Here is a 12433-nt window from a genome sequence, read left to right as displayed (position 1 = left end):
GGACCGCCGACCGGGCGGCGACAGTGCCCGCATAAGGTGTCCCGCATGTCTTGGCCCCAGAATCCCCCGCAGCCGCAGCAGCCCGAGCAGCCGCAGAACCCCTCGACGCCGCCGCAGGGCGGCTTCGGCCCGCCGCCCACGTGGGGCCCGGACGGCGACGGGCACGCCCAGCCCACGATGATCTCCCAGCCCGCCGTACCGCCGCCGCCCGGCCCCGCGCAGGGCGGCGCCCCGGGCGCGGTCCCGCCGCCCCCGCCGCCCGCCCCGGGGCCCGTCCCGGGTGCCCAGGCTCCCGGCGCGCCCGGCATGGCCCCGCCGCCCGGTATGCCCCAGGCGCCGATGGCCCAGCAGCCGTGGCCGCCGCAGCAGCAGGCCCCTCACGGCCAGGCCCTTCAGGCCCCCCAGGCCCCTTACGGCCAGGCTCCCTACGGTCAGGCCCCGGGTCCGCAGGCCGGTAAGAGCAACAAGACGCTGATGGCCGTCATCGGCGGCGTCGTGGCGCTCGCCGTCATCGGCGGCGGCGCGTACTTCGCCTTCAGCGGCAACAGCGGCGGTGACGACGACAAGAAGAACGACAAGCCCCAGGCCGGCCAGTCCCAGTCGCAGGCCCCCGCCGCGCCCGGGCAGTCGGACAAGCCGGCGGACGGCGGCGCCTCGGCCGACCCGGCCGCCCAGCAGCCCACCGTCCCCGGCTGGCAGACGCAGGCCCGCGCGGAGCACTACTTCCAGTACGACGTTCCGGGCAAGGCCGACAAGTGGAAGGTCGCCCCGACCGACACGGCCATCTCGTACACCGAGGACGGCAAGCCGGTCGTCGTGATGACCGGTACGTCCAACTACAAGGAGGGCGGCTGCTCCTCGCAGCCCAACCCCGACGCCATCGGCGAGGCCGGCCAGGGCCAGCTCGCCACGGTGGGCACCACCGGCGGCGGCAAGGACGGCGACCTCAAGACGAACGCCCGCAACTGGGCGGGCAACTGGGGCTTCATGGCCTACGGCGGCAAGGACCACAAGCCCAAGCTTGAGTTCACCGACGAGAAGGAGTGGAAGCACAACGGCATCGACGGCTGGACGGCGACCGCGAAGGTCACCGTCACCAACCGTCCGAGCGCGTGCGTGCCGCCCACCGCGATCGTGAAGTCCATCGCCCAGAAGATGCCCGACGGCACCTTCCACGGCTGGGTCATCTACGCCGACCAGGGCGTCCCGGACGCGCTCACCGAGGCCCAGATCGACAAGATCATGAACACGGTGCGCCCGGCCAAGGGCCCTGGCGCGTAATCGCCTTCGGCCCGGCGTCCCGGACGCCGGGCCGGCCGCGGCGCACTACAGTGCTGTGCCGACATGGCGCACTGTCGACACTCTCCCGTCCAGGAGGCCGGACACGTGACCACGACCGCCGCGGCGGGTACCGCCGGAGCCCCCGGGCCCCTTCCCCGGGGCCGGGCCGAACAGCAGGACTTCCGCTCCCGGGTGCGCGGCTGCCTGCTCGGTGGGGCGATCGGGGACGCGCTGGGCGCGGGCATCGAGTTCGACTCCCTGGAGGCGATCCGCGCCGCGCACGGCCCCGCGGGCGTGACCGACTACGTCCCGGCGTACGGGCGGCGCGGCGCCATCACCGACGACACCCAGATGACGCTCTTCACGGTGGAGGGGCTGATCCGGGCCCACGTCCGCCGTGACACCGGGGCCTGGCATCCGCCGGCCGACGTCCACCGCGCGCATCTGCGCTGGGCCGCCACGCAGGAGGGCTGGGGCCCCGACGAGCGGGTGCGGGACGCGGGCTGGCTCGCCGGGCAGGAGTGGCTCTACGCGCGGCGGGCCCCCGGCGGGGCGTGCCTCTCCGGCCTCGCCGACCACCGGATGGGCACCCTGGCGGCGCCCAAGAACCCGGGCTCCAAGGGCTGTGGCGCGGTGATGCGCTCCGCGCCGTTCGGGCTGCTGGCGGACTGGGCCCCCGGCCTCGTCCTCCAGCTGGCCGACGAGTGCGCGGCACAGACCCACGGTCACCCCACCGGCCGGCTCTCGGCCGCCGCCTTCGCCGTCATCGTGCACGGCGTGGTACGGGGCGAGCCACTGGAGGCCGCCGCCCTGCGGGCCCTGGAGCTGCTGGCGGCCCGGCCCGGCCACGAGGAGACCACCGCGGCGCTGCGGGGCGCACTGGCCGCCGTACGGCAGGGCCCGCCCTCGGCCGAGCGGCTCCAGTCGCTGGGCGAGGGCTGGGTGGCGGAGGAGGCCCTGGCGATGGGGCTGTACTGCGCGCTGGTGGCCGAGGACGTCCGCCACGGCCTGCTGCTCGCGGTCAACCACGGCGGGGACTCGGACTCGACGGGGTCGATCTGCGGCAACCTCCTGGGCGCCGTGCACGGGGAGACCGCGCTGCCGCCCGGGTGGGTGGCGGAGCTGGAGGGACGGGGCACGATCCTGGAACTCGCCGACGACTTCGCCATGGAGCTCACCCAGGGGCCCGCGCTGCACGGCCCGCCCGGCGCCGCCTCGTCGGCGGCCTGGCTGGCGCGGTATCCCCGCGCGTAGGTGGTGGCTCCGGTCGTAGGCGATGGCTCCGCGCGTAGGTGGTGGCTCCGGACATGGCGGAGCCCTCTCGGCCGGGACGGGTGCCAGGCGACAAGAGGGCTCTCTGCGGAAAATCGATACGGCGGTTTTACGTCGCTGTGCCGGGTGATCCGCGTCAACGCGCGGTCGGTCAGAGGGACTGTGCGCTGCCGCCGACGACCGTCACGAACGTGGACCAGGACTCCGAGGAGAAAGCGAGGGCGGGGCCCTGCGGGTCCTTGGAGTCACGGACCGCGATGGACCGCACAAGCGGGGAGGCGACCTCGACGCAGTCGCCGTGGGCCAGCGAGTAGGAGGACTTCCGCCACGTGGTCTTTCCCTGCTGAATCGCCATGAATTGCTCCGATGCCTATGAGTGCTGCCTGGTACGGCCGGGAATCGCCCGGGTGTCGGCCGGAAGACGGCCGGGAACCCACTGGCCGGACCGGTGGGGCCGGTGTCCCGACGCGATCGACGTTACGCGCCAACATCACCTGATGAATGGCCCGTTCACTCGACCGGATGGCATATATCCATCTCCCCTACCTTCGTGATGGGAAGGGGTGTACGGTCCCGCCCCCGCACCTCACGGCTGCTGGTTCGGCCCCTCCTTCCGGCCGTCCTCCGCCCAGTCCTCCGCGACCTGGAGGATGAACCGCCGTGAGTCCTCGGCGTTGAGCGCCTGCATCCGCAAATGCTCATACATCACGCTGTACGCCTGGACGTCGTTGGGCTTCTCCAGGTACAGATCGCTGGTGATGCCCTCGAGATAGACCGTGCTCGCGTCCTGCGGATCGTGGAACTCGAGGATGGAGAACTTCCCGTACATACCCGGGTGTGCGCCCACCGCGTACGGCAGCACCTGCACGGTGATGTGCGGCTGGAGGCTGAACTCCACCAGATGCTCCATCTGTTCGCGCATGATGGCGCTGTTGCCGACGATCCTGCGCAGCGCGGACTCGTCGATGACCGCCCACAGCCGCAGCGGGTTCTCCGGGTCCGTGATCCGTTCCTGACGGCGCATCCGCACCTGTACGCGCCGTTCGACGTCCGCCGCAGTGGCCTCCGGCCAGGAGCCCTCGGTCACGGCGTTGGCGTAGTTGGGCGTCTGGAGCAGGCCGGGCACGAGCGACGCCTCGTACACGCGCAACGACGCCGCGTCCGTCTCCAGTCCGATGTAGACGCTGTACGGGATGTCGCCGAAGGCATGCCACCAGCCTTGCTGTCGTGACTCCTTCGCCATCTGCATCAGCGAATCGACGATGCGGTGGTCCTCGACGCCGTACACGCCGCACAGATCGCGGACATCGCGCTGGCTGATACTGCGGCGGCCGTTCTCCAGCCGGCTGATCTTCGACTGCGAGACCAGGAGCCGCTCGGCCACCTCCTCGGCGGTCATGCCTTTGAGCTCACGGAGCTTGCGTAGCTCCTGCCCCAATCGGCGCCGCCTTACGGTGGGGTTGACACTGGACGCCACGGGACGCACCTCCGGCTCCGTCATGCTGCTGTCTCCTGCTCCGGCAGCCTGCCACCACCGGCCGGGGCGGCGCTGGAGAATGCTTACACCGGGTCCGCTTGTGGTGACCCTGATGCGGATGCGCGTGACGTAGTCGTGCCTACGTACACGACCGCACGGGCGCGCGCCCGTGCGCGCCTGCGCGCGCGTGACGCTCATCGGGATGCTCACAGGACGCGCACGGGACGCGCACGCGGGGCGGCGGGGCCGTACCACCGTCCTCGGACGGTACGGCCCGCCGCCCCGCGCTGTTGCGGCTCCCGGACCGGGGTCAGGGGGACCGCGGTGCGGTCGGTGGAGCGGAAGTGATGCCTGGGGTTGTGCGTGGGGTTGTGCGAAAGGTTGTGCCGAGGGTGGTGCCGGCGGTGATACGGCCGTGGTCAGCGGTTGCGGAACCGTTTCACGAGGCGCCCGCGCGGGCCATGACCCCACCGCGGTGCGGGACCGCCCGGCTCGTGCCGACCGTGCCGACCGCCGCCGGCTCGACCGGCGCCCGTACGGCCGCGCGACGACCCGAACCGCCGCCGCCCGCCGTACCGGCCGTGGCCGGCGCCCGGCGCGGCTGCGTCCCGACCCCGTTCTGCACGTCCATCACGGCGTGCGCGACGAGCCCGCCCATCGGGTCGTGCCGGATGAGGTCGCGCAGCCGGGACCGTGAGGAACGGCCCTCGTTGCCCGGGTAGAGGTGCTTGCCCAGGCCGACCGCGTGGGCCAGGGCGGCGAGCGCGGCCGTCCGCGGGTCCGGCGGGACGCCGGTGCGGATCGCGCTGTCCAACCGGGACCTGATCTCCCGGCTGATCGCCGTGTCCGTCGCCTGGTAGCGCGTGGTCGGCAGCACCCCGCACATCTGGCCCGCCACGGCATGCACCATGCCGCACCGCTCCAGATGCGTGAGATACGTCTGACGCAGCCCCAGCCGGGGCCCGCCGATCCAGTGGACGGCGCGCACCGGGCTGCCGCGGCGGCGCAACAGCTCGAGCGCGGTGTCCAGGGTCGGATCACCAGTCGGCCGTGGGTGCACCACGGCGATACGATCCCCGTCTGGGGCTATCCGTCCGGCCAGAGCCAGCTCCACGAGCTGTGCTCCGGCAAGGCCGAGGTCGAGCGACTGCGGCTGCGCCGTGGTACCCGTGGCCGGGTCCAGGGCGAGCAGCAGAAGCTCCTCCGGAATTGTTCTGCGGCTCCTGCCCATCCATGCCTCCCCGCGTGGATGAGTGACAGGGTGACCCCTCTCACATTGGTCTGTCGAGAGCGCGTGGTGACTTCGGGCGGGAACCGGTAGGTATGTCGTCTCGTCTTGCACGTGGGTGAAGGCGGACACCGTTCCGTGACCCGCTGGCTGTGCCCTGGCGCGACGGCGGCAGAGGACACTGATAGACGTTAGGGAATCCGGGCTGCGGGGCGCTTGTCGTCCCGCCTCGGTGTACGTGCGCGGAATTTCGAGGAGGCATCGGTGGCGGGCGAGTCCCCCGGCAAGTCGGAGCAGCGGAAGTCGTCGGGGGAGACGACTCGCACCACTGGTACGACCGGCAATGAACGCGACCCGCGGCTCGGAGTCTTCCGGGCCGCCAGGGACACGGCCGAGGACCGTGTGAACGGCAAGGCGGACGGCAAGTCCGCCACGGCCGATTCCGGTACCGATGCGGCCGCGAAGGCTGCTGAGTCGGCTGAGACCACTGAGTCCACCGCGCCCGCCGGGAGCGGGAACGGCGGTGGCAAGGGCGACGCCCGGCTGAAGGCCGCCGTGGCTGCCTGGGTGGCGAGCGAGGACGAGGACGGCCCGGACGCCCCTGCCGGTACGGACGCTGACGCCCCGGCAGAAGAGGCGCCTACGGCGAAGGGCGCCGCGGACCGCCCCGCGCGGACCGATGCGACTGCGAAGGCCGAGTCCGACGCCGACGCGAAGGACAAGCCCGGCGCCGACCAGGCGACGGCCGTCTTCCGTACGGTGCGCCCGAAGGCGGACGAAACCGGCGACGACTCGGCCTCCGAGGCGAAGAAGCCCGCTGCCGTGGACAAGTCCACCGCCGCTGACGACGCGTCCGCCGCGAAGAAGCCCGCTGCCGAGGGCGACAAGGACGGCAAGGACGAGGTCGCCGCCGACCAGGCGACGGCCGTCTTCCGTGCCGTGCGCCCCAAGGCGGACGAGCCGAAGGCCGGCGCCGGCGACAGCGACGATGACGGCAAGAAGGACGGCGTCGACCAGGCCACGGCCGTCTTCGGCGCCGTGCGCCCGAAGGGTGACGCCGCCAAGCCCGAGGACGGGAAGAAGCCCGCAGCCGAGGGCGACAAGGACGGCAAGGACAAGCCCGCCGCCGACCAGGCCACCGCTGTCTTCCGCACCGTGCGCCCCAAGGCGGACGAGCCGAAGGCCGACGCCCCCAAGGCCGGTGCCGCCAAGCCCGACAACGGCGATCAGCCGACCGAGCTGATGAAGGCCCCCACCCCGCAGCCGACGCCCGGTGGCGAGCGCAAGAGCCAGTTCGTCCCGCTGAAGAAGGACGACGAGGCCGCGCCCGCCAAGCAGGCCGCCAAGGCGCCCGCCAAGGCCGCTCCGGCCGGGGCGAAGCCGCAGCCCGCGAAGCCCGAGCCCGTCAAGCCCGCCGGGCCCGCGAAGCCCGAGCCGGCGAAGTCCCAGGTCCCGCCGCCCCCGGGCGGTCCCGCCGCCCCGGCCGCGCCCGCGGGTCCGGCCGCGCCGCTCGACCTGCTCGCGCAGCTGACGAACACTCCGCCGCCGCCGCAGACGCCCGTGCGGACGGCCGTGCGGCGCGTCAAGATCTGGACGCCGCTCGTCGTGCTGCTCGGGATCATCTTCGTGGTCGTGCAGTCCTTCCGGCCGCTGCCCGACCCGAAGCTCTCGCTCGGCGCGAAGAAGTCGTACACCTTCGAGGGCGGCAAGGCGCCCTTCGTCTGGCCGGACGAGGGCCAGTCCGCGGCCAAGGTCATCGGCGCCGGTGACGTGGGCACGTACGGCCCGCAGAAGCCCGTGCCGACGGCGAGCGTCGCCAAGGTCATGACCGCGTATGTGATCCTGCGGGACCACCCCCTGAAGAAGGGGGACAAGACCGGCAACAAGATCACGATCGACGCGGCGGCGGAGAAGGAGTCCGGCGCCGACGGCGAGTCGACGGCGTCGGTCAAGGCGGGCCAGGAGTTCTCCGAGTACGACATGCTCCGCATGCTGCTCATCCCGTCGGGCAACAACATCGCCCGCATGCTCGCCCGGTGGGACACCAACGGTTCCGAGGACGCGTTCGTCAAGAAGATGAACGACGCCGCCAAGGAACTCGGCATGACCAACACCACCTACACCGACCCCAGCGGTCTGACGGCGACGACGAAGAGCACGGCCGTGGACCAGGTGAAGCTGGCCGAGGTGATGATCAAGAACCCGGTCGTCCGGGAGATCACCCAGCAGCCCAACGCCGACATCCCCGGCGGCCCGCACATCAACAACAACAACGACACGCTGCTGGTCAAGGGCACCGGCGTCCTCGGCATCAAGACCGGCTCCAGCAGCCCGGCCGGCGGCACGCTGATGTGGGCGGCGCGACGGGTGCTCGACGGCAAGGAGTACCTGATCGTCGGCGCCACCATGGACCAGCACTTCAAGGGCCTGGACCCCAACGCCGAGAACAGCCTCACCAAGGTCAAGAACAAGAGCTACGAGCAGCTCACGTCGATCCAGAACGCTCTGAAGACGGTCACCGTGGTGAAGAAGGGCGATGTCGTCGGTCACGTCGACGACGGTCTCGGCGGGCAGACGCCCGTCGTCGCCACCAAGGACGTCGAGGCCGTCGGCTGGGCCGGCTTCGACACGAAGTTCGCGCTGTCCGACGTCGGCCGCAAGATCCCGCACTCGGCGAAGGCCGGTACGGAGGTCGGCGAGCTGATCGTGGGCAGCGGCCCCGACGCGGTGAAGGTCCCGGTCGTGCTGAAGACCGCGCTGGCCGAGCCCTCCTTCGGCGCCAAGCTGACCCGCCTGGGCTGACGCCGGCCGGCCGTGACGGCCGACCGGCCGACCGGCCGGGGAGCGGCTCCTGGTCCGTACGAGTGGGTACGGACCGGGGGCCGCTTTCGCGGTCGTCGCGATGGGCGGAGCGGTCCGACGGCGCGTGCTAGCGTCGCCAGGGTTTGCTCGTCACAGCCGGAGCATGCGTGAAGATGGGGGAGAAGACCGCAGGGGGAAGACGGGGAGAGCCGCAGTGACCACCGTGGGGCCGGCGCGGCCCAGAGACCCGGAGCAGCCGGAACGGCCGGAACGGACCGTGCGTCCGGAGCAGCCGGAAGTACCGGGCGACGACACCGGTGACACCGGCGCACCCGTGAAGGGGCGCCCCGGCGCCACGGCCCGTGGGGCCGCATGGCGGCGCCCGTCGTGGGCCGTCGTCCCGCACCACCGCAAGGGCGGGCGCTACGCCGCGCTCACCGGGACGGTCGGGATCACCCTCTTCGTGGCGGCCGTGCTGCACATCCTCTGGATCTGCATCTTCGCCAACAGCGGCGGCGACCTCGCCGCGCAGGACGCGTGGGCGGAGTTCGCGCTCCAGCACCCGGCCTCGGCGTACAACCTCGCCTGGTACGGCGGGATGCACCCGGTCTCGTACAGCGTCATCTCGCCTTACCTCATGGCCGCGATCGGCGTCCGCACCACGATGATGATCGGGGGCACGGTCTCGGCCGGCCTGATCGCGCTGCTGCTGGTCCGCAGCCGTGTCGTGCGCAGACCGCTGTGGCCGGCGCTCTACGGCACGTTCGCGCTGATGTGCAACGCCATATCGGGCCGGGTGACCTTCGGGCTCGGCGCGATGTTCGGGCTGGCGGCGGTGGCCGTGATCTTCGCGTGGCCGGCGCGCTGGCGCTCCTCGGGCCGCTACCGCTGGGGCCGGGCCGCGTTGGCCGGGCTGATGGCGGGGCTGGCGACGGCATCGAGCCCGGTGGCCGGCCTGTTCGTCGGCATCGTGGCGGCGGCGCTGTGGCTGAGCCGGCGCCGGGCGGCGGCGTACGCGCTGGGGCTGACCCCGGTGGTGGTGGTCGGGCTGTCGGCGTGGCTGTTCCCGTTCTCCGGGCAGCAGCCGATGGCCTTCGCCTCGGCGATCCTGCCGCTGCTCGCCGGGCTCTTCGGCCTGTTCATGGCGCCCTCGTCCTGGCGCACGGTGCGGGCCGTCTCGGCGCTCTATGTGCTGGGTGTGCTGCTGGTCTGGCTGATCCCCTCGCAGATCGGCACGAACATCTCCCGGCTCGGGATGATCTTCGGTGGCGTGGTGCTGGTCGCCGTGCTGACCGGGATGGAGGTGCCGCCGAGGGCCGAACTGCTCAAGCGCGGCAGGGCCTGGTTCGCGACGGTGCTCGCCGTGCTGACCCTGACCGGCTGGCAGCTGGCCAACTCCATCAGCGACATAGTGCACACCACCCCCGCCGCCTCCTGGGCCCGCGAGCTCGCCCCCCTCGTGGACCAGCTCCAGAAGCTGGACGCGGCGGGCGGCCGCGTCGAGGTCGTCCCGGCCCGCAGCCATCGTGAGGCCTCGGCCCTCGCCCCGTACGTCAATCTCGCGCGCGGCTGGAACCGGCAGGCGGACCTCAAGCGGAACCCGCTCTTCTACGAGGAGGGCATGCTCACCCCGGACAGCTACCGCGCCTGGCTCGGCCGCTGGGCCGTGGCCTATGTGGTGCTGCCCAAGGACGAGCCGGACAACGCGGCGGTCGAGGAGGCCAAGCTCGTCGAGCACGGCCAGTCCTATCTGCGCGAGGTGTGGTCCGACGAGAACTGGCGCGTCTTCGCGGTGAAGAACCCCACGCCGCTCGCCAACCCGCCCGCGGTGGTGGATCGCTCGGACGCCGAGGGGCTGACCGTCACGGTGAGCAAGCCGGGCCCGGTGCTGATCCGCGTCCCGTACTCGCCGTGGCTGGGCCTGGTCGACGCGCAGGGCAAGGACATCCAGCCCCCCAAGGCCGGGCCGGGCGGCGAGCCGCCGGTCAATGTCAACGGCTGTCTGGCCAAGCAGGTCCAGGAGTCCCGCGCGGGCCAGCCGGAGGACGACTGGACCCTGCTGCGGGCCCCGCACTCCGGTACGTACCGGATCGTGGCCAAGTACAAGCTGCCGCGCGGCACGGGCTGCCCGGACGACCTGGCGCGCTAGCCCGCTTTCACGCCGGGCCTGACCTCGAACGGGTGACCGAGAGCATTCTCTCGGTCACCCGTTCGCAGTCTCGGCGGGGAGGCCGTCCGGATGATCTCGCGCCCCCGGGATGACCTGCCCATACGGCCCTGCCCCCGGTCGCCCCGGGCCGTCGGCGGCCCGTCCCGCCGGGTGCGGGCCCCCTCGGGCGCGGTTTCCCTCGGCAGAGAGGAGCGCGGAATTCCGACTCCCGCTGCGGCACATCGGCGTGCCGCGCCCGCGCTCACGGAGGAAGCATGCGTAACGCACGAGTGCTCGCCGGGGCCGCGCTGACCATAGCCGCGCTGGGGGCGGCCGCCGCCCCCGCGCTCGCCGCCGATCACTTCGGAAAGCTCGAGGTCACCCCGGGCACGGTCCAGGCGGGCGCCATGGTCATGGTGAACACCACCGCCTGTGGGCCCGACGGCAAGGGCATGGGCGACGCCAGCGCCGTGGGCGGCCCGGCGTCGTTCGAGCTCAAGCCGGGCGCGAACAAGGAGGCCGTGGCCGGCCAGTTCATGGTCCCGAAGTCGGCCAAGCCCGGCACCTACGGGATCGGCGCCAAGTGCGCCAACGGCAAGGAGGCCACCGGCGACCTGGTCGTCAAGGCGGGCGCCGGCATGAAGAGCTCGCCCTCCGCCGCGCCGAGCATGTCGCCCATGACCCCGAAGGGCGGCATGAAGACCGGCGTCGGCGGCACCAGCGACGACTCCGGCACCGCCGAGGTCATCGCCGGCGCGGCCGTCCTGGGTACGTCGGCGGTCGTCGGCGTCTGGTTCCTGCGGCGCCGCGGCGGCGGCGACCGGGCCGACCAGGCCTGACCGAGGACGGTTCCCGGTGCCGGCCGGACCGCCCCTGGGCCCCCGGACGCGCGCGCTGCGCCCGGGGGCCGGGGGCCCGGCTCCCGGCGCGGGGCGGTGGGCGAACGCGTGCCTGCGCGGTGCGGCTACGCGCTCGCGGCGCGTACGGCCCGCTTCCCGGGCCCGGGGTGGGCCCCCGCCCCGGCCGGGCACGCCACGACCGTGCCCGCCCCGGCCCCATGACTCGCGCCACAAGACCGTCCTCGCGGTCGTCCTGGCGGTGGCGCTGCTGGTGGGCAGCTGGCTGATCGAACACGGGGCGAAGGACCAGAAGCCGCCCCCGCAGCCGTCCCGGGCCGAGGCGTTCCCCACGCCCGGGGAGCCACTGCTCGGCCCGCGCCGCGACGACCGCGCCGTACCACCCCTGCCGTCGGTCGCGCCCACGCGCGTCCGCATCCCCGGCATCCAGGTCGACGCGCCCATGACCCCCCTCGGCCTCGGCCCCGACGGCACGCTCGCGAGCCCCCCGGAGGACGACGGCAACATCGCCGGCTGGTACGCGGGCGGCACACCACCCGGCGCCGCCGGCACCGCCGTCGTCGCCGGCCACGTCGACCTGGCCAACGGCCCGGCCGTCTTCTACAACCTCGGTGCGCTGAAGAAGGGCGACACGGTGGAGGTGGCTCGGTCGGACGCGCTGACGGCCGTCTTCACGATCGACGCGATCGAGGTCTACGACCGCTCCGACTTCCCCTCGGAGAAGGTCTACGGGACGGTCGGCCCGGGCCACGGGCGTGCGGAGCTGCGCGTGATCACCTGCGGTGGGGGCTTCTCGGCGGAAGCGGACGAGTACCTGGGGAACGTGGTGGTGTACGCGCACCTCACGGCGGTGCGGCACCCTCCGGGGCTGCTGAGCTGAGGAGGGTGCCGGTGCCCGAGCCGGGCGCGCCTGTCAGTGGGCGGCGCGCAGGGCGGCCGCGCGGCGGCGCTTGATGTCCCAGCAGGTTTCGCAACGAGGGGCTGGTGGTTCGGGGGATTCCCGCTGCCGGAAAGCAGTCGCTGCCTGCTCTGGTGGTTGGCATCGGCCACCTTCGCGCGCAGCGCGTCGTTGGTCATCGGGCCGCCTCCGTGTCGTGATGGGGCGCGCGGGGGCGGAGGTCGATGCCGTGCGCGGTGAGCCACACCCAGTACGACGCGTCGTCGACGGGCGGGGTCTGGGGCTTCGGCGCCGCGAGCCCCGCGCATGCGGGGCACGTACGGTCACCGCTCGCGCGGGAGGCGGAAACGGTCGTACGGAAAACCGCCCTCGCCCACGCGAGCCACCGGCGGATCGGTTCGTGCATGGATGACGCTCCTCTCGGTTCTTGGCACGGCCAACCGTTCCGGTGGAGGCGGCTTCGAAGCCA

General features: G+C 72.8%; 10 protein-coding genes. 6 read left to right on the top strand and 4 right to left on the bottom strand.

What is annotated here, in order from left to right; translation table 11 throughout:
- Positions 1-45: 45 nt before the first annotated feature.
- Positions 46-1281, top strand: a complete 1236-nt coding sequence (locus RM609_RS06875; RefSeq protein ID WP_311608796.1) for a DUF8017 domain-containing protein — start codon at positions 46-48, stop codon at positions 1279-1281.
- Positions 1282-1386: 105 nt separating this feature from the next.
- Positions 1387-2535, top strand: coding sequence for an ADP-ribosylglycohydrolase family protein (locus RM609_RS06870; RefSeq protein ID WP_311608795.1), 1149 nt, complete (start codon positions 1387-1389; stop codon positions 2533-2535).
- Positions 2536-2704: 169 nt separating this feature from the next.
- Here the strand turns inward: RM609_RS06870 and RM609_RS06865 are convergent, their stop codons facing one another.
- The 3 genes from RM609_RS06865 to RM609_RS06855 form a co-directional block, all read right to left on the bottom strand.
- On the bottom strand, positions 2705-2908 hold the full coding sequence (locus RM609_RS06865; RefSeq protein WP_311608794.1) for a DUF397 domain-containing protein: 204 nt from the start codon (positions 2906-2908) through the stop codon (positions 2705-2707).
- Positions 2909-3139: 231 nt separating this feature from the next.
- Positions 3140-4030 carry a helix-turn-helix domain-containing protein gene (locus tag RM609_RS06860; protein ID WP_311609142.1) on the bottom strand — a complete coding sequence of 297 codons (891 nt, stop codon included), beginning with the start codon at positions 4028-4030 and terminating at the stop codon, positions 3140-3142.
- Between the two features lie 439 nt (positions 4031-4469).
- Positions 4470-5261: a GOLPH3/VPS74 family protein gene (locus tag RM609_RS06855; RefSeq protein ID WP_311608792.1), complete on the bottom strand. Its 792-nt coding sequence runs from the start codon at positions 5259-5261 to the stop codon at positions 4470-4472.
- Between the two features lie 261 nt (positions 5262-5522).
- On the opposite strand from RM609_RS06855, the gene RM609_RS06850 reads away from it, so the two are divergent.
- The 4 genes from RM609_RS06850 (at position 5523) to RM609_RS06835 (ending at position 11946) form a co-directional block, all read left to right on the top strand.
- Positions 5523-8060, top strand: a complete 2538-nt coding sequence (locus tag RM609_RS06850; RefSeq protein ID WP_311608790.1) for a serine hydrolase — start codon at positions 5523-5525, stop codon at positions 8058-8060.
- 214 nt (positions 8061-8274) lie between these two features.
- Positions 8275-10209 carry a DUF8823 domain-containing protein gene (locus tag RM609_RS06845; protein ID WP_438828394.1) on the top strand — a complete coding sequence of 645 codons (1935 nt, stop codon included), beginning with the start codon at positions 8275-8277 and terminating at the stop codon, positions 10207-10209.
- Between the two features lie 275 nt (positions 10210-10484).
- Complete coding sequence (locus RM609_RS06840; protein WP_311608788.1) at positions 10485-11048, top strand: GVDTG sorting domain-containing protein; 564 nt, start codon at positions 10485-10487, stop codon at positions 11046-11048.
- Between the two features lie 253 nt (positions 11049-11301).
- The gene (locus tag RM609_RS06835; protein ID WP_311609140.1) at positions 11302-11946 is read left to right on the top strand and encodes a class F sortase; all 645 of its coding nucleotides are present in this window, start codon (positions 11302-11304) and stop codon (positions 11944-11946) included.
- A 193-nt stretch (positions 11947-12139) separates the two neighbouring features.
- Here the strand turns inward: RM609_RS06835 and RM609_RS06830 are convergent, their stop codons facing one another.
- Entirely contained in the window at positions 12140-12370 is a 231-nt protein-coding gene (locus tag RM609_RS06830) for a hypothetical protein (RefSeq protein WP_311608786.1), read from the bottom strand.
- Between the last annotated feature and the right edge of the window lie 63 nt (positions 12371-12433).

Origin of the sequence: Streptomyces hesseae (genome assembly GCF_031845785.1) — a bacterium.
GTDB classification, from domain to species: domain Bacteria; phylum Actinomycetota; class Actinomycetes; order Streptomycetales; family Streptomycetaceae; genus Streptomyces; species Streptomyces hesseae.
The sequence above is the reverse complement of the archived record's forward strand: the minus strand, read 5'-3'. Positions and strand labels throughout refer to the sequence as shown.